Raw genomic sequence first — 23,417 nt, 5'->3', positions numbered from 1 at the left:
CGACTGATGCCGCCGTCATCGTACGTCGAGCGTCAGACCACTGAAGGCCTGAAAAGCCCGCAAGCCAATATGCACCACGTCGCCGGCTTTGACGCTGATACTGCAGCTTTCATTGTTGCCTTGTTTGTAAGGCCGGCAGTCGTACAGCGTGGTGCTGGGCGCGCTGCCTTTTTGCACATACAAATCGGCATCGCCGCTGCCACCACTGCTGCTGATAATCAATTTGCTGTTGTCGGCCATCACCTGATATTCGTACCTTAACCAACTGCCTTTGGCGGCGCTTTGATTCAGCTTCGGATAACCACTGGGTGGCATAGTCTGGCTGGTGGCCAGCAAGCTCACATCGCTGAATGGGGTTTGCCCGAGCAGCCGTACATACAAGGTCGCTGGTTGCGCCAGAAACAGACTGCAGCTTTCGGCATTGCCGCTTTGGGCAGATTTGCAGTCATATTGGCTCAGATCCGGTGGTGTGCCGGTACGGACATACAGCTGCACATCGCCGCTGCCGCCGCTGGTGTCGAACTGCACCCGTTGGTTGTTGCCGCTGCTTTGCAACACAAAATTCAGCAGCTGGTCTTTATCACCGCCCAGTCCGGTTTTGGTTTCGCCGGCGCTCAGCGGCACAAAGTTTGGATCTGAAATCACCAGTTCGCGGCTTATGCCGGCACTGGCGCCTTCCGGATCTGTCACCGTCAGGTCAACTTTAACCCGGCCGGTGCGCTGATACTGATGGCTGCTCAAAAGGCCTGACGCGACAATGCCATCGCCAAAGTGCCAGTGATAACCGCTGATTGGGCCTTCCGGATCGCTCGATGCTTTGGCCGAAAACTGACAGGAAAAGCCCTCGCAATTGGCACTGAATTCAGCAACGGGTGGCTGATTGCCACCAGTTTGCTGATCTCCGGTCGGCACCTGCTGATTAAACACATCGGCGATTTGTGGCCAGATTTTGCTGATCAACACCCCCTGATTCGTGCAGCCACCAAAGTGGTGTAAGGCAATGGCATTGTTGGTTTGTGCGGCAATCACCGGCGAGCCGGATGAGCCGCCGATGGTGTCGCAATAATAACCAGTGTCGGTACCGGCTGCGCGCCCGGCAGTGACCGCGACGTCGATTTCACAGACGCCACTGTTGTTCTGATCACTGAACATCGCCAGTTCTTTCGGATTACCAGCGCCGTGCTGGGGAATAAAAATGCTTTCGCCTTGCTGTGGCTGGCGGACGGTCAGGCCCAAATGACCGAAGCTGCTGATGCGGGCAAAATCATTGACGCTGAATAAGGTGTAATCGAGGTTGTAGTCGGTGCGGAACAGCTGATTACCGGTCACTTTGACCACAGTAGCGCCCGAGCTTTTGCCGCACTGGGTATTCTGATAGTTAAACCAGACTTCGGTGCTGCTCAGCTCACCGGCTGTGCCCACACAATGGTTGTTGGTCAGCAGATGGTTGTTTTTGCCAACCCGCCAGCCGGTGCATAAGCCGGAGCCACCAATCAGCAGGCGGGCCACCGGCCGGCTGCGGTCAAAAGCGCTGGCGTGGCTGCTGGCATAACACACCGCGTCGCGTCGTTCGTTGATGCCACAGGTCGACTGAGTGCCGGGGTTTTGCTCTGGGGCCAGTGCGTCTGCAAGATGGCGACCGGCAAAAAATTTATCGATCAGCAGTTGATGCTGATCCAGCCAGACGACACCGGCCGGCAGCACCAACGTCACCAGCGCGGCGTCGCCACTGATCGACATGGCGGCAAACTGCTGACGGCCATCCTCACCGGTGGCCGGATTAAAAGTGGCGTGCGCCGTGCCGCGGCCATCGTAGCGGTATTGTTCACTGCCATCGGTGGAGCTGACCTGCACATAAGCGCCGGCCGGTAGTTTCAGCTGCTGAAAATGTACTTTGATAAAACTGGCGCCCGCCTGCTGCAACCGGTGTTCGACGCGACGTTCAGTACTGAGCAACTGACGCTGTTGTGGATCTGGTGCCAGTTGCGCCGGATGGCGCACGGTATCGGCGATTTGCAATGGCGCCGGGGCACTGGCGCTGGCCAGTGTGCTGAATAGCAAAGTCAGGGACAAAAATGGTTTTAGCATAACAAGCTCCTGTTAATAAAACGGGCTGGCAATGCGCATCGCCAGTCAGACCAGACCCAAAACAGCCCGGGTGCTGCGCTGACACTAGCGTCGGTGACAAGAATGTGAATGACAGGAATTAAATAAGTTAATGATATCTGTTGTCACTGCCGGCTGATGGCTGGCAGTGCGGACCGGCTCCACTGCAGGGCTGCAGCGGAGCCGGTCATGTTCAGAACTGATAACTGGCGGTCAGGCTGACTTGCCGGCCACGCAGATTGTATTGCGTGGTGTCGGTGTAATCGCTGCCGGCGCTTGGGTCAAACGGCGGGTCGCGGTCCAGCAGGTTTTGCACTGCAAAGCTGATTTGCGTATTGGCAAAACCACGGTAACTCAGCTGACTGTCCCACTGCGTGAAGCTGCTGATGTCACTGCGAAGCCCCGGGTTACTGGCCGTCGTCGCGACTTTTTGCTGATAGCCGCTGGTAAAGGCCGCCGTCAGACTGGCCTGCCAGTCACTGTGTTGCCAAATCAGGCTGTTGTTACTCTTCCAGGCTGGCAAAGCACCAAACTGATTATTACCGGCGCCTTCCAGCACCGGCTGGCCAGCGACCAGCGCCTGTTTATAGTCCAGCAGATGAGACCAGACTGTTTTCAGACTCAGGCTATGGCCGTTGCTGAGCTCAAAGCGGTAGTTAAAGTCGATATCGACACCACGGGTGTCGCGGCTACCCTGATTGGTGTACTGGTTTTTCAAAATCTGTAAGCGGCCCTGCGCATCACGCAGAATGCGGTCTGCATACAGCTCCGGGTGATCGACCACATATTGCGCGCTGTCGCCGGCGATTATGTCTTGTTGTTCAATGCTGAACACATCAATGCCCACGCTGCCTTGTTTACTGAACGACCAGATCACCCCGGCGTTGCTGTTGGTTGAGCGTTCCGGTTGCAGCAGCGGGTTACCGCCGCGCAGCTGGGTGTAACCGCGGCGGCTGCCTGGTTCCAGCGGGTCGTTCGGGTCAATTACAGTGCCGTAACTGATGGTGTTGCTGTCGGCAATTTCCGGCAAAGACGGCGCGCGAAAGCCGCGTGACCAGGACGCGCGCAGCAGCCAGTCTTCGGCCAGCACATAATGCACGCCGGCTTTGGGCGAAAAAGCGCGGCCGAAATCGTCGTAGTGATCCAGCCGGCCGGCGATGCTGGCGGTCAGGTCGGTATAGAGCGGCAGGCTCAGCTCGGCAAAAGCGGCGCTGACGGTACGCTCGCCTTTAACCAGGTTAATCGCCGGGCGCAGTTCAGTACCGGACAACACCTGCGGCGAGGTGCCGGCGTCCATCCGTTCTTTGCGTAAATCAAACCCTGTGGCGATGGCGACTGTGCCATAGTCGTTGTCCCACAAATCGCGGCTGGCACTGCCGTTCAGCGAATTGATTTCATATTCACCGGGCCGGCGTGTTTGCAGGCGCAGCCGGTTCAGTACTTCAGCGCTGTTCTGGCGGCCGTCAAAACGATAGCTGCCGTCTTTTAATACTTTTTCAAATTCAAAGCGATTGACGAAGTTGTCCACATATTCGCGCTGATGGCTGAATGATTGCAGCAGTTGCAGCTGGGCATCCCAAACCTCACCCTGATACTTTAAGCCGGTCAGCAGGCGGCTGAACTGCTGGCTGTTGGCCTTGGTGCGTGGGCCTAAGTCAAACAAGGTGTATTCAATCGCCAGCGGTTTGCCGGAGCTATTGTCAGGATGGCCAACAGGTAACAGCACCGGAATATCGGTCAGCGTGCCGTTCTGCGGATTATAAGCGCGCAAGCCGGCGCCGACGGTCAGCGGCGCGCCAAACAACATGGCCGAATCATTGTCGCTGTACAGCCACTCCGCAAAGCCTGTTAAGTTCTCGCCAAGCGCGACAGTGCCTTGCAGCGATAATTGCCGGCGTGTCACTTCCGGCTGCAGTGTATTAAACGGCTGAGCGTTAAAAGCACAGACTTCGCCTTTGCGGCCTGGAGTGAAATCACTCCACGGCCGTTTTTCGCTGCCGCTCGGGCAGTTCGCCAGCGCCTGTGGCAGGGACGGATTGGCCAATGAATTCGCGCCTTGTGCGCTCCAACCGGCTAGTTTGCCGCCCGGCAGATGGCGGAAATCACCGCTTTGTAATAAATCGCGCTCGCTGGCGTCTAAGCGGGCGCGGTCAAACCAATCCAGTGTCAGACTCAGGTTATAACCATCCTGCGCGACTTCGCCGATACCGGTCGCCAGGCCGAGGCCAAATTGTTCCAGGCCGCCCTGGGTAGCACGGCCTGTGCTGAGCGACAGTTCAGTGTCGGTGATTTGTTCTTTTAAAATGATGTTGACCACGCCGGCAATGGCGTCTGAACCATACACCGACGAAGCGCCGTCTTTGAGTACTTCAATGCGTTTGACCGCACTTAACGGCAAGGCGTTGAGGTCAACAAAAGTGTCCTGAGTATTAAGCGCAAAACCATAGTTTGACAGGCGCTGACCGTTGACCAGCACCAGGGTATTTTTTGGGCTTAAGCCACGCAGGCCAATGGACGCCGAACCTGCGGAGAAACTGCCGGTATATTGCTCGTCAAAGCTGTTACCGGAATTGACCGACAGGTCACGCAGTACGTCGGTCAGCGTCACTTTGCCGCTGGCGGCAATCGCATCGGCGTCGATTTGCAGCAGCGGTGTGGCATCTTCCTGCTGGCTGCGTTTGATAAAACTACCGGTGACCTGAATACGTTCAACGGCTCTTTCAGTTGCCGGATTTTCAGCGGCTGTGTTGGCAAAAACAGGCGTAGCAACAGCGATGGCGCTGGCGAGCAGCGTCAGAGAATGTGGGGTAAAGCGCATGATAAACCTCAATAAAATTCAGTGCCGAGTGCATTCGCAGCAAGGCTGCAAATGTCAGCGAATGGGACCGCAGCAGCAGTCAGTCACAAAGGTAAAAAACAGGCTGGCCAAACGCGGCGCTTGAATATGCAGCGCGGTTCAGGCCGGACAGATGATCAGCAACACATTCGTGCTGGTTGCAGGCAACAGGCTGAGGTTGGTGTGACTGTGGCGCTATCGGCGCTGATATAGATGTTCGGTAACTGTTGAACTGGCAACATGGTCGGAATCCTTCTTACTACGATTTCCAGGCTTCCGGTTGACCGGTGAGCATGTGCAGGGTGAATATTACATCTGACGCCAATTAGATGTTTAGCCGTCCAGATGTCGCGCATTGTAGCGATTTTTTATAACATGACAACCGCTGTCATGCGGTTTTTATATATCTAAATGGAATAAAAAATAAAAGTTAAACAGCATTTGTTGTTTAACGTGTGTGGAAATGCAGCAGATCTGCATGGTCGGCTTGCCGGAAGTCGTTGATCCGGCGACACTGTTTGGCATATCAGCCCTGCTGCACCAAAAATGCTGGCGGGTGACGCCCCAAACACAGATGCCGACCCAAAGTTGGCCGGGAACAACCTTTATGTTTTTATTGTTGCAACAGCGTCGGCTGTCTGGCGTAGGACTGCTGCTGGGCTGGCTCCTGCTGCTGGCAGGCTGTGCCAGTGCGCCGCCGGACACGCCTCCGCCCGTGGCAGAAAAAACTGTGGCACGGCAGCAGTCTGGGCCTGTGACTTTTGTCCATCCGCTGCCCGGTGCGCGCATCAGCGCTTCTTTTGCCCGTTACATCATTAAAAGCCGTAATCGTCAGCATCATGGCGTCGATTTTGCCGCACCCAGTGGCACACCGGTATTGGCGGCAAGCAGTGGCGTAGTATTAAGCGCTGACAACAGCAGTCTCAGCGAAGCTTTTGGCAATGCCGTGCTGATTGAACATGGCGACCAGCTGACCAGCTTGTCGGCGCATTTGTCGAGGCTTGATGTCCAAATTGGCCAGTGGGTCGAAGCCGGCCAGCAGATTGGTCTGGTTGGCCAGACCGGCCGCGCCACCGGGCCACATCTGCACTTTGAACTCTGGCGCGGCAGTGTGCCGCAGGACCCGATTGCGCTATTGCCATTAAATCCGCAGGAACGTAAACAGGCTTTGGCTGAAATGCAGCGTCAGGCGGCGGCCAGCCAGGCGCCGGCGAAAAAACGTGTTGCGACGGCAAAAAGCCGCACTGTGACGACTAAAGTCGCCAAAGCGACTCCCGCCAAAAAAAACACGTCGGTGAAAAAAGCACAACAGTCAAAAGTAACCGCCAAAGCAAAAGTGCCAGTCAGCAAAGTCGCAGTGACGACCAGCAAGACCGGCAAAGCCGGAGCGTCGGCGAAATCGACAAAAGCCAACCCAGCTAAAACAAGCACAACCAGCACAGCCAAAGCCAGCCGTGCCAAAGCCAGTGCCGGCGAGTAGCGCGGCTTAATCGGCAAATTGCTGGCGAAACGGGCTACTGCGCAGCGCCGACCAGGCGAGCTGCAGGTTGATGGTCAGGCTTGCCGCCTGCGTGCTGCTGAAGTTTTGCAATGCCTGCAGCTGCGGTTTGTCATACCAATGCCCAGCCAACACTAACCCTTCCACCTGACGCAGCGCCTGAATTTGCTGCAGCGGATTGGCGCTGAGTAACAGTAAATTCGCGTCTTTGCCGGCTTCTATGGTGCCGGCAGTTGCCTCCACCCCGGCATATTGTGCCGGCCATAAGGTCGCACTTTGCAGTGCCTGCAGTGGGGTGAGTCCGGCCTGGGTATAAAGCGCCAGCTCGTCAATCAAACCGCTGCCGGCAAAGACAAAACTGTCCGGATTGTCGGTGCCGGCTATTATCGGCACACCAAGCGCGACCGCTTGTTTGAGCTGTTGCTGCGCCAGTTTCAGCAGCTCGGCATGCACAGGCCGGCCTTGTTGGTCAGCGCCGCGGTTTTGCATAGCGTCAGCGTCGGCTTGCCACAGTGTTCGAAGCAGCCAGGGCACCTGAGAAAGCCTGGGATCCTGCCGAAAAGCCGGATCTGCCGCTTTGGCTCCAAGTTGCAGCGTTAACAAAGTCGGGCTCCACCAGACGCGGGCTGCGGCCATCGCGCGCATTTTCTGCTGGCATAACGCTGGGTCCTGGCTTTGCAGAATCTCGCGCCAGACGTCGCTGTTAATCAGCCCCTCTCGCATCGGCTGCTGTTTGAGCTGCATGGCCACGGTGGAACATTCAAATAAAAACAGCCGGCCGTGTTCGATACTGCGCTGGCGAGCCTGAATGAGGTCGACCAGCGTGACACGCCAGGGCTGGTGTCCGGCCAGTTGCAGGCCGGCGTTGGCTGCAGCCGTACTCAGCCACTGATATTGCGCTGGGTTTAACAATTCGTAAGTTTTCAGCGTATCGACGCCAAGTGTCTGATAATGCCGGACCAGCGCTATGGCATCGGCCGCAGTTTGCAGGCGTAAAAAGGCTGGAAAATCCGCCGGCACTTCAGCGCCGCCATTAATGGCAAAACTGCTTTGTTGCAGATACAGCGGGCTGCTGCGCTGACCGCTGCGGGCTTGTTGGCTCCAGCGTTGTCGGTCAGCGGCGCAGGCGATCAAACTGTCATCGAGGGTCATACAGCCGGACATATCACGCAAATAAGTAACGCCATGCGCCAGATAAAGCGGGTGGTGCAATTGTGGCGACAGTTTCAGGCTATGGCTGTGGTTGTCCCACAGGCCCGGCACCACATAACTGCCCTGGCCCGAAACATAATGATAATCCGCTGCCGGCTTGACGCCTGCCGCCGTGATTTGTTCGATGCGACCTTGTTTGAGCCAAATGGCGCGGTTTTGCAGCACTTCGCCGCTGCGGGTATCAACGATATGTACATTGTCCAGTACTAAAGCGTCACCCGACCACGCCGGCCCCGGCGGTTCTGCCAGCGGAATCAACAGCATCACGCCCAGCAAAAACAAGCCCGTGATCACGCTGCAAAGCCCTAACCACAACGCTTTTTGTACACCAGCCCTCAACATCACCACTCCGCTACAGTATCGTCAAAACCGTACTGTACCTGTGTCTTGGTGAAATTTTTGTCAAAGTTGGTCCGGCTGACGGGGTTGTAAACGGGTGCACCAATATTGCGCTTCAGCCTGGCTGTCAAAATGCAGCGCACAGGCCTGGGCCAGCCTTGCAGCAATACTCTGGCCAAAACCACTGGCCCCAGGGGCTGCGGCCTTTTGTATTGGATTTTTCAGGCTCAGCCCTTGCGGGAACAGCTGGATTTCAATAATACCGCCAGCGCTGTGCCGCCAGATATTCTGCAGCAGATTAGCAAATAGCAGCCGCAGTACCGGCGTCGGGGCTTGCCACTGCAAATCTGCCGGCAATTGCAGATCGAGCTGTAAATCCGGCCTTGGCTGCCATTGTTGTTGCTGTTGCCACAGTTGCTGTAGCAGCGGCACCACAGCGATTGGCACCGGCGCGTGCTGGCTGTCACTTTCGCGTGCCAACAACAATAAACTGTCGATCAGTTGCTGCATCTGGCCGCAAGCACTGGCGATTTGCAGCAGGCGGCGCTGTGCCGCCGCCTCAATGGGCGGTTGTAATAACAGCAGCTCACAACTGCTTTGGATCACGGCCAATGGCGTGCGTAGTTCATGGCTGGCGTCGCGGCTGAACAGGCGTTCGCGCTCGGCAAATGCTTGTAATCGCAGCAGGCTGGATTCGAGCTTGTGCGCCAGTACGCTGATTTCTTTATCGCGGAACTGACTGGCAAAACCCGCTGCGACCGGTTCCTGACTGACCAGCAGCGCCAGTTGCTGCAGCGGTGCCACAGCGCGCCGTGCCAGATACCAGCCCAGCGTCAGTGCCAGCAGCAGAAACAGCGCAAACAAGCTGCCATAGACCGCCAGCATCGTCTGGCGGACCGGCCGCACCACCAATTGCTGGCTGACTTCAGTCACCAGAAACAGCGGTTGGGATGTCGCAGGATGGACCCAACGCCTTAAGTGATAATGCCGGCCCGCAGTGCCGGCCAACTCCGATGCTTTGGGTTCGGCCTGATAAGCCGCCGCTAAATCCGCCGGGAACTCAGCCACTGTCTGATAGATGTGTAAATGGCTGTCGAGTGGCGTAGTCGGCGCTGGCAGCAGCTGCTGGCGGGTAATTTCCTGATCCAGCCGCTGATAAAACAGCGCATCTTCGGTGGTGTAAACAAACACCAGCGTCAGCAGGCCAAACAACAAACCACAGGCCAGCACCAGCAACAAAAATGCGGCGCGGATGCGCAGACTCAGCGAGGTTTTATCGTGATTCATGCGGCCGGCTCCGTGACCCGCAGCACAAAACCGACGCCGTGAACTGTGTGCAATAACGGCCAGGCAAAAGGTTTATCCAGCTGCTGGCGCAGCAAATAAATATGACTGCGCAGCGCATCCGAATCTGGCGGTTCATCGGGCCACAGTTGGCTGGTTAATTGTTGGCGGCTTAACACCGCCGGATAGGCTTCGGCTAAAAGCTGCAGGAGTTGAAAGCCAAGCGGATGCAGCTGCAGCAGTTGATCGCCGCGCCAGGCCTGCAGGGTGCGCCGGTCCAGTCTGAGCGGGCCAATCTCCAGACAATATTGCGCAGGTTGGTTGCGCCTGGCTAGCGCCTGACAGCGCAGCGCCAGTTCAGCCAACGCAAAAGGTTTGGTCAGATAATCGTCGGCACCGGCGGCAAAACCATCGGTTTTCTCGGCCAGCGTATCGCGGGCGGTGAGCATCAGCACCGGCGTATGCCGGCTGGCCTGACTGCGCAGCTGACGGCACAGGCTCAGGCCATCCAGCCGCGGTAACATCAAATCGAGCAAAATCACATCAAACTGCTGTTGCAACGCCAGCTGCAGGCCGAGTTTACCGTCGGCCGCATAATCGGTCTGATGCCCCAATAGCTGCAGATAATCAACAATATTACGCGCCAGCGCCGGTTCGTCTTCGACCAGCAAAATACGTAAAGACCGGCCGGGAAAAGCAGTTTGTGGCGCAGCAGGCTGTGGCATGAAAGGTTCCGGCATGTCGGGTTCTGCGCAGCATAATGCCGGCACTGTGAAAAATCTGTCAAATACCGCTGTTGCCGGCGAATATCCTGACTGGGCTGCCGGCTTTTTCGCCATTCAAACCCGACCTGCGACAACTGTCGCATTTTTTGCTTGCCAATCTGCGACAGTTGTCGCAGCATGTGGGAAAAACAACGGCGAGGCGTGGCTGATGCAACCGACAGCACCTGAACTGGAAATACTGAAACTGCTTTGGCAACAGCAGCCACAAACCGGCCGCGAGCTGCATGACCAGCTGGCGGATGTACTGGACTGGAGTTATTCGTCAACCCGCAAAACGCTGGAGCGCATGGTCGACAAAGGTCTGCTGCAGCTGGTGCTACAGGGTAATCAGAACAGCTACGCTGCGCTTGTGGCCAAAGTGCCGACTCTGGCCGCACTGGCACAGGATTTCGCCAGCCGGGTGCTGGAGCTGAAACAACCGCTGCCAGTGGCGATGTTTGCCGACAGTGCTTTATTAAGTGCTGAGGATTTGCAGGCGCTGGAGCAACAACTACAGCAACTGGAGCGCGGAGACGAACCATGCTGAATCTGTTATTGCTGCTGCTTGGCTGGGTGTTGTGGACCACGCTGCTCGCCGGCTTGTTACAGCTGGGCCGGCGTTACTCGCCGCGGCTGATAACGGCGACGACGCTGGCGCCGCTGTTGTTACTGGTGTCCGTGTTGCCATTTTTGCCCTGGCCTGAACAAGGTGCAGTATTGCCGGCGTTGTGGCTGACGCCGCATGATCATGGCGTCAGCCCGTTGCTGGCGTTGCCGGCACATCCGGGCTGGCTGGAACAACAACCACTGCAGGCCTGGTTGCCGGAGCTGGCTTTTTGGCTGCTACTGGCCGGTTGTGCATTGTCTGGCTTGTTGATGGCGCGGCAATGGCAGTTATGGCGACGTCTGCATCAATGGTCGTTGCCGTTACCGACGCAGCGTCTGGCAGCGGTTGTTGCAGCGGATCCGGCATTGCAGGCGGCGCTTCAACGTCAGCCACTGCAACTGCGGCAATTGCCGCATGGCGGCAGCCCTTTTGTCAGCGGTATCACTGATGGCACTTTGTGGCTGCCGGACTGGTTCTGGCATTTGCCAGCAGATCAGCAGCGGCTGTTGTTATGGCATGAGCTGAAACATCTGCAACGGCGTGACCCGTTATGGCTGTTGAGCTGGCGGCTGCTCTGCGCCTTATGCTGGTTTAATCCGGCGCTGCGGCTGCTGGAGCGGCATTATCAGTCGGCGATGGAGCATGCCGTCGACCACTGGGTACTGCAGCAACACCCCGCTCAGCGCAGCATCTATGCCCGTACTTTGCTCGCGGTGATCCGCGCCCAGCAGCAGGCGTTTCAGTCCGGGCTGTGGCTGCAGGCCAACGCTGGTACTGGCCCGGCACAAGTGTTACAACAACGGCTGCAGCAGATTTTGCAGCCGGCGCCGCGCTTGTCTGCCCGGCAGTTTTGCCTGTTAGCTCTGGCGCTGGTGAGCCTGAGTGTGCCGGCGCTGGCGCTGAAAACTGAACTGACCGGTCTGGCGCCACAGCAATGGCAGGCGCCGCTGCTGAGGGGCCACGTCGGTTCCTGGTTTGGTGAAGTGCATAGTTTCCGTCAGGGCAAACCCCATGGTGGCCTCGATTTTGTTGCACCACGTGGTACGCCGGTGCTGGCTATCGCCGCCGGCAAAGTGCTGCTTAGTGGCAGCAACAGTCTGCATCCAAATCTCGGGAATGTGGTGCTGGTCGACCACGGTGGTGGTTATCAGTCGATGTACGCCCATCTGGATGCAGTGACAGTGCAACCGGGTCAGCAGCTGCAGCCAGGCCAGCCAGTCGGTACTTTAGGCAACAGCGGCCGCACCACCGGGCCACATTTACATCTGGAACTCATTCAGGCAGGCGACCGGGTGGATCCGGCGACCTTGCTGCCTTTAAATACGATGCTAGGAGCCACGGGTGAATAAGCTGTACCGTTTTTTTCGATTCTTGCCGCTGGCGGCACTTTATGGTGTTGGCATAGCCGGTCAGGCGCAGGCTGGCGCAGATCGGGCGCTCTCGGCGCAATTTCAGCAGCAGTTTAATGCGCAGTTGCAACAGGCTAAGGTGCCGGGTGGGGCTTATGCCATCGTGTATCAGGACCAGGTGCTGGCGCTTGGCAGTTATGGCGTGCGCGCTGTCGGTGAGCAAGCCCGGGTCAATCCGGACACTGTGTTTCGTCTCGCCTCTGTATCCAAAACTTTTGCCGGCAATTTGCTGGTGCAGCTGTCGCAGCAGGGCAGGCTCGATTTACAACAACCGCTGAAAGCTTATGTGCCTGAATTACATTTGAAAAATGCGCAAATCGAGCGGCAGGTCAATGTCGAAAGTGTGTTGTCGCAAGGTTCAGGCTTCTGGGCCCATGCGTTTGAAGATTTGATTGAAGCCAACAAAACGCCGGCAGAAATTTTGCCGCGACTGGCAGAACTGGCGCCGGTCTGCCCACCGCGCCGCTGTTACAGCTATCAAAATGTGCTGTTTGGCCTGCTTGGGCGTGCGGCCGAGCAGTCCACCGGTAAATCTTACGAAAGCCTGGTGACAGAGCGGGTGTTCAGCCCGCTGCAGATGCATACCGCATCTTATGGTCTGACCGGTCTGCTGGCCAGTCGCAACAAAGCGCTGCCACATCAGCGCGGCGGTAAAGGCTGGCGGACAGTGAAACCCAAAGCGAATTTTTATCGTTTTCCGGCCGCGGCCGGGGTGAATGCCAGCGCCCGTGATTTATCGCAGTACCTGATCGCAATGCTGGGGCACAGGCCCGAAGTGTTTTCGCCGGCGCTGCTCAGTCAATTACAACAACCGCTGGTGAAAATGCCGGGCAAACCGCGCTGGCCGGTCTGGCAGCAATACCGTAACGCCAGCGCCTGGTACGGGCGCGGCTGGCGTATGGTGCAGTATGGCGACGACCGGTTGTATTACCACGCCGGTGTGGTCGACGGTTACCGGCCTTATATCGCCTATTCACCATCGACCGGTTATGGTCTGGTGCTGCTGACCAATGCCGAAGCCGATGTCACCGGCAAGCTGGCCGGCTGGTTCTGGCAGCAGGTATTGCCGGGGCCACAGCTGGCAAAACAAAAGCAGGGCACGGCAAAAAAAGGCGCTAAATAATGCTGATGCAAATGCTGGGACGCAGTTTAGCTGGCTTCACAGTGCTGCTGTTGCTGGTCTGTGGCTTTCCCTCGCTGGCAGCACAGGCAGCGCAGACACCGCAAGTGTCTCTTAGTGGTACTGCTGTTTATGAGCTGAGTTTTCAGGGCCGCACTTATCCGCTGTGGGTGGATGTGCCGAAGTCGTATAGCAATAACAAACAAGATTATCCGCTGCTGCTGGTGACCGACGCGCCTTATGCCTTTCCGCTGATCCGCAGTATCCGCAACCGGGTTGGCCAGCAGGGCCGGAATATCGAAGATTTTATTCTGGTTGGACTGGCCTATCCGCCAACGGATACCGCCGCCGCCAGCCGCAGCCGCGATTACACCACGTCAAATGTGAAGGCGCGAGCGGCCAAAGCTGGAGAAAGCTACAACGCGCCGGTTTATGGCAATGCGCCGGCCTTTGCCGGTTTTATTGCGCAGCAGGTATTACCGATGTTGCAGCAACAATACCGCATAGATCAGCAACGCCGGATTTATCTCGGTCATTCGTATGGTGCATTGCTGGGGACTTATCTGTTACTGCACCAGCCAAAACTTTTCAGTCATTATGTGCTGAGCAGTCCGTCGTTGTGGTTTGATCAACACCGCTTGCTTGGTGAGGCGCCGGCCCTGCTGCAGGCATTACCGACCGGTACTCAGGCTAAAATCTGGTTATACAGCGGTGGTTTTGAACAACCGGGGCCGAGCGCACGGCATAACAAAGAGACTGATCTGGTCGGCGATATGCAGCGTTTTGCCAAGATGTTAAGCCCGGTCAAAGGCTTACAGGTTAAATCGCAGGTGCTGGACGGCGAAGACCATTTGACGGTGTTTCCGCCGATGGTGACGCGCGCCATGTTGGATATTTTACCGGGGACTGGGCCTTACAACGGCGGCTGATCGCGTTTGTTGGCTTGGGGTCTTTACATAAAAAATGCAGTGTTGCCACTGCATTTTTTATTGCATCGCCAGTTCGCAAGTAACATGGAGTGGGTAGCTTAGTGCCCCAGATGAATACGCCGGCGCGCCAGCGCTTCCTGCTCATAGTCTTCCATATACTGCGCCAAATCGTTTTTCCAGCGTTCGTTCTCATCCGCCAAATCCAAATGAGTCCGAGCCTCAATATGGTCTTTACGCACCAACAAATCATGCGCCCGCTGCTGTAATTCGCTGGCAACTTCGGCATAGATTTGGGGTTCGCCCGCAAGCATGCGTAGCTTTTGATGCGCCATAATTGCAAGTACAACTAGGCTAATGCTTGCTAATATCAAAACAAAGCTCATTTATTTGTCCCTGTTGTGCGAGGCTATTTTGCGAAAATCCTGTAGCCAGAAATAACAAATAAGTGGGATCAATCCAATGCTTATCGTTGGGATGCTTATTTGATAAGCCGTTGCAAAGAATCCATTGTCTATTGTTGCTCTGTCAATAAAATCTATGGCTTGAATTATTGTAAGAGCAACATATGCCAACGACACCGTCAGAGCCACTTTTGATGCGCGAATTTTGTTCGATATATGAAACTTCAGAATCAACGCAATACAAATGACGTCCAAAAGCATCCATGACCCATACCAAGCAAACTTATTATGTATTCCAGATGCTGAAGCTATCTCTAATAAATAAGGAAGGAGTAAGATAGCAATACCTTTTGTTAGACAAAGAACTAAAAGCGCCACCGTAGCGGAACTCATTTTCTTTTCAAAGAAAAATGCGAGCAAAAAAAGGGCAGCATAAACCACACTTGTAGCATCACCTATGTCTTTGAGCGATTCATACAAATTTTCACTCAGCATTCTTTAGTGTCTCAGATATCATTATTTCAAATTGCATTAGCGGTTTGGTAGCCAGGGGAATTCAAACCGGAGGCCTAATGCCTTCGCCATTAAACGGGGTTGTCACTGGTGGGGTTGGTGGTGGCGGAGGTGTATTGGTTCCTGGTTGTGTGTCAGTGCTTCCACTACCAGAAACGACAGCCTCTTGGCTGCTTGATGAGTTGACCGATGACGGAAAATTTACTTCGTTCTGAAACTTGTTTAATGCTTCAGCACTAATCGTGACCACATCACCAGAAGCATTCATTGCAGATTTTGTGGTATCAGCCACAGCCTGAGACGAGGATTGTACTTTTAGTTCATTCGATGCATAAGCAGTCGCATAGGCCCTGCTGCCTTGAATACTCAGATCGTTCATGGTTGGTCACCCGGTTTCTCAGTGATTGGAATTGCTGCGCAGTACGCAGACATGTTTTTGTGAACTATAAGTGAGCAAAAGTGAAGAAAACAATCAATTTGCAGAAGGTTTGGACCGGGAAAAATTGATAAAGATCTGATATTTTCTTGTAAAAGCAAAAAAGCAGCGATTGGCTGCTTTTCCTGCGTAATTATAGCCCCGAGCACCAGTTATTGCTGTTTGGATCCAGAATATAAGCAATTTGCAGTTTTACTGCCTGCTTCACCAGATAATCTTTGATGGGTTCTGCTTTGCTGTCTTGCTGTTCACGTCTGAAATCACCGGTCTGGTATATCAGGGTCTGTTGATATTGTTGATTACCGGAAGGTTGGAACAGCAGATAACTGTAGTTTCCCGCATCACGGCAGATGCTCTGTTCTTTACCAAGTGTATCGTTGCTGAGTTTTTCGCTTTGTTGCCACAGGCTATTGAGTTGGTCAGTAGCGATGGTCTGGACGTATTCAAAGCGGGCCGCTTCAAAAAAACGTGTCAGTTCGGCTTCGCTGGCACTAGTAGTGTCGGGGAGCGCTGCATTGGTCGCAGAAACATCAAAGTAATACAAATCACCATTGCCCTTGATCACAAAACCTCGGGTCGTTTTTGCCCAGGCATAGTTTTGATAAACCGCGGCAAACAGGTATTTGCCAGGTTGAGCCTGCTGGACGGGCGTTTCAGTGATAGCAACTTTTGCAATGTCACTGCCGCAGGCACTCAACAACCCGATAATAAACACAGACGTAAACCAAACCCTCATTTCGCAACCCCCGTTGTTTTGTTGTCTGAGATAACTTAAACGGCCTCGGCTGCCAGCACTGTGATAATTTGTAAATAAACTGCTGCTATTTTCCCGATAAAAAAAGCCGGTTAAAAACCGGCTTCTTCCAAATAAAAACTGCGTATTTATTTCTTGGTGGCCAGATATGCCAACAAATCAATCAGTTCCTGCTCCACGTTGTCCTGATTAAGACCGTCGAATTTCACTTTGTATTTGCCGTTGACCAACAGCATCGGCACTCCGGTCAGCACCTTTTTCTCAGACCAGTAGCTTTGTTGTTCTTTCATTTTGCTGGCTTCTGCCAATACCGGCATGCTGTTAAAACCGTTGTCAAAAGTCGCAGCGTCAAAATTATTGACCAGCAATAACGAGCGGATATCGCTGTCTGAGCCGAAGTTCGCGCGTTGTTTATGGATATAGTTAAAAATCATCCCGGCGACTTCTTCGCCCTTGCCGGCGTTGCGGCCAACCAGATAAGCCCGAGCCATGCTGTTTTGCACTTCAGGCGAACTGGCCTGCAGGAAATCAACGTGGTTTTTTTCGAACTTAACGCCTTTAGGCAGGCTTTTTGCCAGCTTGTTGGCCAAAGGTTCAAATGCAAAACAATGACCGCAGTAAAACGAGAAAAACTCGGTGACTACTGGTGTTGCAGTGGCTTTTTCAGCCACGACTTCATAATGTTTGCCTTCGGTGAAAGTCGAGGCCGCCTGGCTGAAAGCAGCTGCAGTAAGACCAACACAGAAAAAAACGGATTTGACGATCTGACGGTACATAACAAGACTCCGTGTGCTTATGGTTTGCTCAGCAGGTGTTGGACTAAAGCCTTGAAATCCTGCTCAGTATTGGCTTGATCCAGCCCCTGATTAATGATTTTGTAACGGCCGTTGACGATAAAAGTTGGTACTGAATCCAGAACTTTAGCTTTTGCCGAATCAGCCTGGCTTTTTTGCATTTGTTTGTTTTGTGACTTCACTGCAAAGCTATTGATATCTTTGTCATACATGGCGGCGTCCAGGCCTGCCGCAACGACTACAGCTTTAATATCTGCAGCTGAGGCAAATGGCTGATGCTTCACATGAATATGTTCAAAGATTGCTTTGCTGACTTCGTCACCTTTGCCTTTGGCTTTCGCCAGAATCATCGCTTTGGTCAGACCCTCCTGAATTTCCTGACTGGCCTGGCCCATAAAATCAACATGATACTTCTTAAATGCGGTGCCCTCCGGCAAAGACTTTTCCAGACTCTTGACGATCGGATCAAAGGCAAAACAATGTGGGCAATAAAATGAGAAATACTCTTTAACTTCAGGTTTTGCAGTGCCTTGTTCGGCGACAACCTGATAGTGCTTACCCTCTTCATAGGGGCCGCCTACCGCCATGGCTGATGGCACCAGACAAAACGCGAATAAAAACGACAACAGTTTTTTCATAGCAAGTTCCAGTTAATCCGTTGAAAAGTCTTTGATGGCGCACAGCTTACACTGAAGCAATTTCCGCTGTATAGCCTCTGTGGGCAGCGGGTTTCAGTAATAATCCGGATAAAGACTTATTGCTGGTTGCTGCAGGCGTTGTTGTTGCAGTTTTAACTGCTCCAGCTGTTGTCGCCAGTAATCTTCCGTCGCAAACCAGGGGAAATGCAGCGGAAACGCCGGATCTGCCCAGCGTTTGGCCAGCCACAACATATACAATACTTGCCGGCGGCAGCGCAGCGGTTCAATCAGCGCCAATTCAGACTGGTTAAAATCAGTAAAGTTCTGATATTGCTCAGCAAGAATTTCAAGCTGGATGCGTTGCTCCATCTCATCACCGCTTAACAACATCCACCAGTCCTGCACGGCAGGCCCTTGCAGACAATCATCAAAATCCAGCAGAAATAAGCGCTGATCGGTCAGAATGTTACCGGCGTGACAATCACCGTGCAGCCGTATAGCTTTGAATTCCGGCAGCCTGAGTTGCCGGATGCTCTGCAATAACTCAGCCGTCACCAAAGCGAAAGATTCATACAGGCTGGCCGGCAATAGCGGGCTGCGCAGCAATTCCGGGATCGCCTGTTGCAGGTCAGCGGCAATATTCAGCTGAGGTCTGTGCCGGAACGCCTGACCGGCGCCGGTTTGATGAATTTGTCCCAGCAAATTGCCAAGCTGCTCCCAGTGTTCATCCTGCTCTGCGCTGAACGCGCGCCCGCCTTTACTCGGAAATACAGCAAAAGAGTAGTGCTGATATTGCAGCAGGCTCTGACCATCAAACTGCAAGGGCGCAATGATATCGAGCCCGGCTTGCTGTAAATCCCGGCAAAACTGATGTTCTTCATCGATTTGTGCTGCCGTCCAGCGCTCTGGCCGGTAGAACTTCACCACATATTTTTGCTGGTCGTCTGCCCTGAATTGATACACGCGGTTTTCATAGCTATTTAGCGCCAGCAAGCCGCTGTCTGGCAAGATACGATAGCTTTGCAGCGCATCGAGTAAAGTTTCGGGTTGTAACTGAGCGAAGTGAAAATGAGCAGACATCAGTGTGCACCGGCGGCAGAAGGTATTGTTGGCCTATGATAACGCGTCGTATCACACAGCGTAAAAACAAAAAGCCGCCCACAGGCGGCTTTGGTCAATAGCAAGGCTTAGCGGGCCGAGAAGAAATTGCTGCGTTGTGACAGTTTTACTTCGGCATCTGCAACGTTTTCGATACTGAATTCAATATCGGTCATCGGCTTAGACAAATCCGCCGGATCCGCCGCCAGACTGATCGGCACACTGGCGGTGTCGCCGCCTTTGATGGTGACTTCAGTGATGCCGAGCCAGTTCACTTTGTCCATGCCGGTGAAACTGAGCTTAAAGGTTTGTTCCTGCTGAGATTTATTGATAATTTTCAGCGTGTAGGTGTTTTCGATGAGGCCTTCGTCAGTTTCACGGAACAGACTGCCGCGGTCGCGGACCACGTCCATTTCTGCCGGCATCCGCGTCCATAAAGTCCAGCCAAAGGCGCTGCAGACTACCAGCAACACGACAAAGTAACCGAGCAGTTTTGGCCGTACCACTTTGGTCGGTTTACCGTTCAGACTGTGTTCTGTGGTGTAACTGATTAAGCCTTTGGCATAACCCATTTTATCCATAGTGTCGTCACAGGCATCGATACAGGCGCCGCAGTTAATACATTCATATTGCAGGCCATTACGGATATCAATCCCGGTCGGGCAAACATGGACACAGAGGTTACAGTCAATGCAGTCACCCAGTCCTTTTGCCTTGTACTCGGTGTCTTTACGTGAACGTGGACCGCGATTTTCGCCCCGAGCCGCATCATAGGTCACTGTAAAAGTGTCTTTGTCGAACATCGCCGACTGGAAGCGCGCGTATGGGCAAATGTGGGTACACATGATTTCACGCATCCAGCCGGCATTGCCATAAGTACAGAACATAAAAATCAGCACAAACACCACGGACCAAAAACTGGCCTGCGCCGTGAAGAAATCAATAAACAGCTGGTCAATCGGGGTGAAATAACCAACGAAAATCAACGAGGTCAGTAGCGAAAATGCCAGCCAGGCCAGATGGGTCAGGCCTTTTTTCATTAGCTTCTGGCCGCTCCATGGGTCTTTGTCCAGTTTCATCCGGTTATTCCGGCTGCCCTGAATTTTCTCTTCAAACCAGATAAAAATAAAAGTCCAGACAGTCTGCGGGCACATGTAGCCACACCAGACCCGGCCGTAAAAAGTGGTGACAAAAAACAAAGCATAAGCGCCAATCACGAAGATCCACGCCATGATAGTGAAATCCTGGGGCCACAGCGTCATCGCAAAGATATTGAATTTCTGCTCGTCCAGATCAAACAACACCGCCTGATGTCCTTCAAACTGTAGCCACGGCAACAGGAAAAACATTGCCATAAAGACAAAACCCATATTGCGACGCAGCCGTTGGTGCAAACCTTTGACCGCCCGGACATAAATCCGGTCACGCGACGGATAGTGCTCCGGCGCTTTGGGGTTGTGCATGTCGACTTTGACCGGAATTCGTTGTTGTTGGTCCAAGGGGTACCTCGTTAATGCTGAATATGCTGCAGTGACAGACGGGCAGGACTGCGAGTATAGCAGTTCCCATCCGCGGCTTGTCCAAAGCCCATGCTGTTTTTATGGTTTCTACAGCGATGACTTGAAGATGTATCATGCCTGAAGCAATATGCAGACCAATTGATATAGCTCAGTATTTCAATAACCTGCAGCAAATTTCAGGATTAGGTGTCGCCAGCGTTGATATTCGATGATGGCTAAAGTGTCAACGATGTTGACGATTTTGCTTTGCCTGTTGTCAGCCTTATTGATCTGCGTAGAATAGTGATAGAACAAAGCGGAGGTAGTATGAAAAAAACCTTGTGGCTGATTGTCGCGATTATGTTGTTGGCGACTTTTTCTGATCACCCGACAATTAAGCCTTACAAAGAACAGCTGTATGCGCTGTTTTCCGAGAGTGCCGGTCAGGCAAGCCAGGTGCATGGTGAACAGGTGTTGCGGACTATCAGTGCGCGCTTTGCGGCTTTTTCCGGCGAGCTGGGGCAAAAACAGCAAGAAGAACTAAAACGGATCACCAGTGATAAAACTGAGTTATTGGCGTTTTATCAGGCGTATTGCGTGGAAAAACAATTTAACCCATTGTTTTTTGGGCACACACAGGGCCGGATCTGTGATGTGATTGCAGAATTCGAACGCGGGATGCGCTGACCTAGTGCGGGGAAGATAAAAGATCAGCGGCCGCAGCCGCTGATCTTTCTGCTTATTCGACTTTTTTTACCACCACGGCATGTCCGCTTTGCAGCACCGCACTCTGATTATGCGCATCAACATTCAAAATCAACTGACGGATTAACTTGGATTTGGAGACTCCGGTCTCCTGACTCAGCTGATTCAGAATTTCGATCGCTTCTTCACTCAAAGTAAAAGTGGCATGTCGCATCGGGCCTTTATTAATTAAAGGCTCCAGTTCATCGCCGGCAACCTGACGGACACTGACGATTTGCGGTTTGCCCATCGCATAGTTTTCAGCGTCGGCAATAAATTCATCGACTGAAAAAGCGAGCTTATTCGATCGTGTTGAATTTTTTTTCAGATCGGTCAATGCCATCTTCTTGTATCGCCTTCATTGCCATTAATTCTTGAATGATGTCTTTGATTTCAGTGGCGGCCTTTCCATCTGGCTCTGTATCCATCACCGACATGCCTTTTTCTTCGCTGTCGTCGTAGATGTTGCGGCTGAAAGTGACGGAATTCAGTACCCGCAGATTAAACGATCGTACGACGTCTTTGGCTTCGAGAATTCGGTTGCTTTGATTGGGTAACGACGGGCATTGGGTCAGCACACAAGCAACAATCATGTCCGGGTTGACCACATTACAGTTGCTGACCAGGTCTTCCAAATGCTCCAGCGTCTTCAGGTCGCGGCGTTTTGGTCGCAGCGGCAGCAACACATGTGAGGCGACTGACATCGCTGAGCGTAACGCGACGCTGTCCTGACCACCACAATCGACGATCACATAATCGTAATGATGTTCCAGACTTTTTAATTCGTAGCGGATTTTTCCGTACATCTGCACGCAGTTGATCCACTGGACCTGGGGCGACAAGTGGCGCTCCTGAACCCAGTCAGATGTGGTGCGTTGGGGGTCACAATCGACCAGGATGACATTGGCATTTTTCATACTGGAAAAATACACCGCGATATTCTGCGCCAGACAGCTTTTGCCACTGCCGCCTTTTTCACCACCAACTAACAAAATCATGGAGCTTCCCTCTTAGTCGCGACCAAAACAATTCAGCACTGCTTTTGCAGAACTGCAGGTTGTGCAGACCACCCCGAAACAGGCAGTCCATTTATAGTGTAGGAGACTTCAGCACAATCAGCCACAGCCTGATGATCAGAGACTGACTTTGACTTGTGCAATCGCCAACAAAGCTTTATCCACGGCCTGTTGCACTGAATCGCCCAGTGCCAGCGCCACGCCGAGCCGGCGCTCGCCTTGTACTTCTGGTTTGCCAAACAAACGAATTTCAGTGTCCGGTTGGGTTAACGCTGCTGCCAGATTGCCGTATTGCATTTGTTGCGAATGCCCGGCCACCAGCAAAACTGCAGAAGCCGCAGGCCCATATTGGCGAATAACTGGTACAGGCAGGCCAAGAATGGCCCGTGCGTGCAAAGCAAATTCGGACAAATTTTGCGAAATTAACGTCACCATGCCGGTATCGTGTGGCCTTGGTGAGACTTCACTGAACCAGACATCGTCGCCTTTAACAAACAATTCGACACCAAACAATCCGCGGCCACCTAATGCTGCAGTAATGCGTCCGGCATAGTCGCGAGCTTTTGCTAAAGCTGCATCTGACATGGCCTGCGGCTGCCAGGACTCGCGATAATCGCCGCGCTCTTGCCGGTGACCGATAGGGTCACAGAACTGAGTCTGGCCGTCGGCTGTACGGACGGTCAGCAGGGTGATTTCATAGTCAAAATCAACAAAACCTTCAACGATGACCCGGCCTTTGCCGGCGCGACCACCTTCTTGTGCGTATTGCCAGGCATGAGCCAAATCGGCCGGACTTTTCAGCACAGACTGGCCTTTACCGGAGGATGACATGATAGGTTTGACCACACAGGGATAACCAATTTCTGTTACTGCCGCCAGATAGCTGGGATGATCATCAGCAAAGCGATACCGCGATGTTGGCAGGGCAAGCTCTTCGGCGGCCAGCCGGCGAATACCTTCACGGTTCATCGTCAGGTGGGCGGCGCGGGCACTGGGGATCACACAAAAACCTTCCTGCTCGAGTTCCAGCAAGGTCGCTGTGGCGATAGCTTCGATTTCCGGTACGATAAAATCCGGTTTTTCTCTGATCACCAATTGACGTAAGGCGGCACCATCGAGCATCGAAATCACATAATGGCGGTCAGCGACCTGCATCGCGGGAGCGTTAGGGTAGCGGTCAGCAGCAATCACTTCACAGCCATAACGTTTTAATTCCAGACAAACTTCTTTTCCAAGTTCACCACAGCCCAGCAGCAGTACTTTCGTGCTGCTGGCGCTGCCAGGAGTTCCAATTGTGGGCATCAGTGCTCTCTTTTTCCGGGGACGGCAATTCGCCGTAGTTCATCGCTTCAGATTACTGATCAGATTGGCTTTTTCAACCATTATTCCGGTGAATAGCGTTATTTTGCTGAGAGTTCGC

22 protein-coding genes are annotated in these 23,417 nt (G+C 53.6%); 6 read left to right on the top strand and 16 right to left on the bottom strand.

Annotated features, from left to right (window positions below; all coding sequences use genetic code 11):
• Nucleotides 1-15 precede the first annotated feature (15 nt).
• Together ABNT34_RS09770 and ABNT34_RS09765 are read right to left on the bottom strand one after the other, a co-directional pair.
• Nucleotides 16-2,088 carry a pre-peptidase C-terminal domain-containing protein gene (locus ABNT34_RS09770; protein ID WP_348731093.1) on the bottom strand — a complete coding sequence of 691 codons (2,073 nt, stop codon included), beginning with the start codon at nucleotides 2,086-2,088 and terminating at the stop codon, nucleotides 16-18.
• Nucleotides 2,089-2,299: 211 nt separating this feature from the next.
• Complete coding sequence (locus ABNT34_RS09765) at nucleotides 2,300-4,924, bottom strand: TonB-dependent receptor (RefSeq protein ID WP_348731091.1); 2,625 nt, start codon at nucleotides 4,922-4,924, stop codon at nucleotides 2,300-2,302.
• A gap of 625 nt (nucleotides 4,925-5,549) precedes the next feature.
• Here ABNT34_RS09765 and ABNT34_RS09760 point away from each other — a divergent pair.
• Entirely contained in the window at nucleotides 5,550-6,422 is an 873-nt protein-coding gene (locus ABNT34_RS09760) for a peptidoglycan DD-metalloendopeptidase family protein (RefSeq protein ID WP_348731089.1), read from the top strand.
• Nucleotides 6,423-6,428: 6 nt separating this feature from the next.
• On the opposite strand, the gene ABNT34_RS09755 is transcribed toward ABNT34_RS09760, so the two are convergent.
• The 3 genes from ABNT34_RS09755 to ABNT34_RS09745 are packed head-to-tail and all read right to left on the bottom strand — an operon-like array spanning nucleotide 6,429 to nucleotide 10,000.
• A complete protein-coding gene (locus ABNT34_RS09755; protein WP_348731087.1) occupies nucleotides 6,429-7,994 on the bottom strand; it encodes an amidohydrolase family protein in 1,566 nt (521 codons plus the stop codon).
• A 60-nt stretch (nucleotides 7,995-8,054) separates the two neighbouring features.
• Nucleotides 8,055-9,278 carry a HAMP domain-containing sensor histidine kinase gene (locus ABNT34_RS09750; protein WP_348731085.1) on the bottom strand — a complete coding sequence of 408 codons (1,224 nt, stop codon included), beginning with the start codon at nucleotides 9,276-9,278 and terminating at the stop codon, nucleotides 8,055-8,057.
• A complete protein-coding gene (locus ABNT34_RS09745) occupies nucleotides 9,275-10,000 on the bottom strand; it encodes a response regulator transcription factor (protein ID WP_348731083.1) in 726 nt (241 codons plus the stop codon). Before ABNT34_RS09745 ends, ABNT34_RS09750 begins: the two co-directional genes overlap by 4 nt.
• Before the next feature lie 13 nt (nucleotides 10,001-10,013).
• On the opposite strand from ABNT34_RS09745, the gene ABNT34_RS09740 reads away from it, so the two are divergent.
• The 4 genes from ABNT34_RS09740 to ABNT34_RS09725 are packed head-to-tail and all read left to right on the top strand — an operon-like array spanning nucleotide 10,014 to nucleotide 14,104.
• Nucleotides 10,014-10,586: a BlaI/MecI/CopY family transcriptional regulator gene (locus tag ABNT34_RS09740; RefSeq protein WP_348731081.1), complete on the top strand. Its 573-nt coding sequence runs from the start codon at nucleotides 10,014-10,016 to the stop codon at nucleotides 10,584-10,586.
• Nucleotides 10,580-11,995, top strand: a complete 1,416-nt coding sequence (locus ABNT34_RS09735; protein ID WP_348731079.1) for a M23/M56 family metallopeptidase — start codon at nucleotides 10,580-10,582, stop codon at nucleotides 11,993-11,995. The genes ABNT34_RS09740 and ABNT34_RS09735 overlap by 7 nt, the downstream gene beginning before the upstream one ends.
• Complete coding sequence (locus tag ABNT34_RS09730; protein WP_348731077.1) at nucleotides 11,988-13,178, top strand: serine hydrolase domain-containing protein; 1,191 nt, start codon at nucleotides 11,988-11,990, stop codon at nucleotides 13,176-13,178. The genes ABNT34_RS09735 and ABNT34_RS09730 overlap by 8 nt, the downstream gene beginning before the upstream one ends.
• Nucleotides 13,178-14,104, top strand: a complete 927-nt coding sequence (locus ABNT34_RS09725; protein ID WP_348731075.1) for an alpha/beta hydrolase-fold protein — start codon at nucleotides 13,178-13,180, stop codon at nucleotides 14,102-14,104. Before ABNT34_RS09730 ends, ABNT34_RS09725 begins: the two co-directional genes overlap by 1 nt.
• 98 nt (nucleotides 14,105-14,202) lie before the next feature.
• Here the strand turns inward: ABNT34_RS09725 and ABNT34_RS09720 are convergent, their stop codons facing one another.
• The 8 genes from ABNT34_RS09720 to ccoG form a co-directional block, all read right to left on the bottom strand.
• On the bottom strand, nucleotides 14,203-14,487 hold the full coding sequence (locus ABNT34_RS09720; RefSeq protein ID WP_348731073.1) for a hypothetical protein: 285 nt from the start codon (nucleotides 14,485-14,487) through the stop codon (nucleotides 14,203-14,205).
• Complete coding sequence (locus ABNT34_RS09715; protein WP_348731072.1) at nucleotides 14,488-15,000, bottom strand: hypothetical protein; 513 nt, start codon at nucleotides 14,998-15,000, stop codon at nucleotides 14,488-14,490.
• A gap of 61 nt (nucleotides 15,001-15,061) precedes the next feature.
• A complete protein-coding gene (locus tag ABNT34_RS09710; protein ID WP_348731070.1) occupies nucleotides 15,062-15,397 on the bottom strand; it encodes a hypothetical protein in 336 nt (111 codons plus the stop codon).
• 190 nt (nucleotides 15,398-15,587) lie between these two features.
• On the bottom strand, nucleotides 15,588-16,190 hold the full coding sequence (locus ABNT34_RS09705; RefSeq protein ID WP_348731069.1) for a hypothetical protein: 603 nt from the start codon (nucleotides 16,188-16,190) through the stop codon (nucleotides 15,588-15,590).
• 146 nt (nucleotides 16,191-16,336) lie between these two features.
• Nucleotides 16,337-16,984: a thiol:disulfide interchange protein DsbA/DsbL gene (locus ABNT34_RS09700; RefSeq protein WP_348731067.1), complete on the bottom strand. Its 648-nt coding sequence runs from the start codon at nucleotides 16,982-16,984 to the stop codon at nucleotides 16,337-16,339.
• Nucleotides 16,985-17,001: 17 nt separating this feature from the next.
• Complete coding sequence (locus tag ABNT34_RS09695; RefSeq protein WP_348731065.1) at nucleotides 17,002-17,640, bottom strand: thiol:disulfide interchange protein DsbA/DsbL; 639 nt, start codon at nucleotides 17,638-17,640, stop codon at nucleotides 17,002-17,004.
• A gap of 93 nt (nucleotides 17,641-17,733) precedes the next feature.
• The gene (locus tag ABNT34_RS09690) at nucleotides 17,734-18,720 is read right to left on the bottom strand and encodes a serine/threonine protein kinase (protein ID WP_348731063.1); all 987 of its coding nucleotides are present in this window, start codon (nucleotides 18,718-18,720) and stop codon (nucleotides 17,734-17,736) included.
• Between the two features lie 107 nt (nucleotides 18,721-18,827).
• Nucleotides 18,828-20,237: a cytochrome c oxidase accessory protein CcoG gene (gene ccoG, locus ABNT34_RS09685; RefSeq protein WP_348731061.1), complete on the bottom strand. Its 1,410-nt coding sequence runs from the start codon at nucleotides 20,235-20,237 to the stop codon at nucleotides 18,828-18,830.
• Nucleotides 20,238-20,564: 327 nt separating this feature from the next.
• Here ccoG and ABNT34_RS09680 point away from each other — a divergent pair, with 327 nt between their 5' ends.
• Entirely contained in the window at nucleotides 20,565-20,924 is a 360-nt protein-coding gene (locus tag ABNT34_RS09680; protein ID WP_348731059.1) for a hypothetical protein, read from the top strand.
• 52 nt (nucleotides 20,925-20,976) lie between these two features.
• Here the strand turns inward: ABNT34_RS09680 and ABNT34_RS09675 are convergent, their stop codons facing one another.
• The 3 genes from ABNT34_RS09675 to purT all read right to left on the bottom strand — a co-directional run bounded on the left by ABNT34_RS09675 (nucleotide 20,977) and on the right by purT (nucleotide 23,299).
• Nucleotides 20,977-21,324, bottom strand: a complete 348-nt coding sequence (locus ABNT34_RS09675) for a ribbon-helix-helix protein, CopG family (RefSeq protein WP_348731057.1) — start codon at nucleotides 21,322-21,324, stop codon at nucleotides 20,977-20,979.
• Nucleotides 21,281-21,979, bottom strand: a complete 699-nt coding sequence (locus tag ABNT34_RS09670; protein ID WP_348731055.1) for an AAA family ATPase — start codon at nucleotides 21,977-21,979, stop codon at nucleotides 21,281-21,283. Before ABNT34_RS09670 ends, ABNT34_RS09675 begins: the two co-directional genes overlap by 44 nt.
• A gap of 135 nt (nucleotides 21,980-22,114) precedes the next feature.
• Nucleotides 22,115-23,299: a formate-dependent phosphoribosylglycinamide formyltransferase gene (gene purT, locus ABNT34_RS09665; RefSeq protein ID WP_348731053.1), complete on the bottom strand. Its 1,185-nt coding sequence runs from the start codon at nucleotides 23,297-23,299 to the stop codon at nucleotides 22,115-22,117.
• Nucleotides 23,300-23,417 lie beyond the last annotated feature (118 nt).

Source organism: Rheinheimera texasensis (assembly GCF_964031785.1).
Classification (GTDB): Bacteria; Pseudomonadota; Gammaproteobacteria; order Enterobacterales; family Alteromonadaceae; genus Pararheinheimera; species Pararheinheimera texasensis_A.
The sequence above is the reverse complement of the archived record's forward strand: the minus strand, read 5'-3'. Positions and strand labels throughout refer to the sequence as shown.

Coding starts and splice junctions, on each gene's coding strand:
- ABNT34_RS09770 (WP_348731093.1), bottom strand. CDS start 2,088: ATGCTAAAACCATTTTTGTCCCTGACTTTGCTATTCAGCACACTGGCC.
- ABNT34_RS09765 (WP_348731091.1), bottom strand. CDS start 4,924: ATGCGCTTTACCCCACATTCTCTGACGCTGCTCGCCAGCGCCATCGCT.
- ABNT34_RS09760 (WP_348731089.1), top strand. CDS start 5,550: ATGTTTTTATTGTTGCAACAGCGTCGGCTGTCTGGCGTAGGACTGCTG.
- ABNT34_RS09755 (WP_348731087.1), bottom strand. CDS start 7,994: ATGTTGAGGGCTGGTGTACAAAAAGCGTTGTGGTTAGGGCTTTGCAGC.
- ABNT34_RS09750 (WP_348731085.1), bottom strand. CDS start 9,278: ATGAATCACGATAAAACCTCGCTGAGTCTGCGCATCCGCGCCGCATTT.
- ABNT34_RS09745 (WP_348731083.1), bottom strand. CDS start 10,000: ATGCCACAGCCTGCTGCGCCACAAACTGCTTTTCCCGGCCGGTCTTTA.
- ABNT34_RS09740 (WP_348731081.1), top strand. CDS start 10,014: ATGTCGGGTTCTGCGCAGCATAATGCCGGCACTGTGAAAAATCTGTCA.
- ABNT34_RS09735 (WP_348731079.1), top strand. CDS start 10,580: ATGCTGAATCTGTTATTGCTGCTGCTTGGCTGGGTGTTGTGGACCACG.
- ABNT34_RS09725 (WP_348731075.1), top strand. CDS start 13,178: ATGCTGATGCAAATGCTGGGACGCAGTTTAGCTGGCTTCACAGTGCTG.
- ABNT34_RS09720 (WP_348731073.1), bottom strand. CDS start 14,487: ATGAGCTTTGTTTTGATATTAGCAAGCATTAGCCTAGTTGTACTTGCA.
- ABNT34_RS09715 (WP_348731072.1), bottom strand. CDS start 15,000: ATGCTGAGTGAAAATTTGTATGAATCGCTCAAAGACATAGGTGATGCT.
- ABNT34_RS09710 (WP_348731070.1), bottom strand. CDS start 15,397: ATGAACGATCTGAGTATTCAAGGCAGCAGGGCCTATGCGACTGCTTAT.
- ABNT34_RS09705 (WP_348731069.1), bottom strand. CDS start 16,190: ATGAGGGTTTGGTTTACGTCTGTGTTTATTATCGGGTTGTTGAGTGCC.
- ABNT34_RS09700 (WP_348731067.1), bottom strand. CDS start 16,984: ATGTACCGTCAGATCGTCAAATCCGTTTTTTTCTGTGTTGGTCTTACT.
- ABNT34_RS09695 (WP_348731065.1), bottom strand. CDS start 17,640: ATGAAAAAACTGTTGTCGTTTTTATTCGCGTTTTGTCTGGTGCCATCA.
- ABNT34_RS09690 (WP_348731063.1), bottom strand. CDS start 18,720: ATGTCTGCTCATTTTCACTTCGCTCAGTTACAACCCGAAACTTTACTC.
- ABNT34_RS09680 (WP_348731059.1), top strand. CDS start 20,565: ATGAAAAAAACCTTGTGGCTGATTGTCGCGATTATGTTGTTGGCGACT.
- ABNT34_RS09675 (WP_348731057.1), bottom strand. CDS start 21,324: ATGGCATTGACCGATCTGAAAAAAAATTCAACACGATCGAATAAGCTC.
- ABNT34_RS09670 (WP_348731055.1), bottom strand. CDS start 21,979: ATGATTTTGTTAGTTGGTGGTGAAAAAGGCGGCAGTGGCAAAAGCTGT.
- purT (WP_348731053.1), bottom strand. CDS start 23,299: ATGCCCACAATTGGAACTCCTGGCAGCGCCAGCAGCACGAAAGTACTG.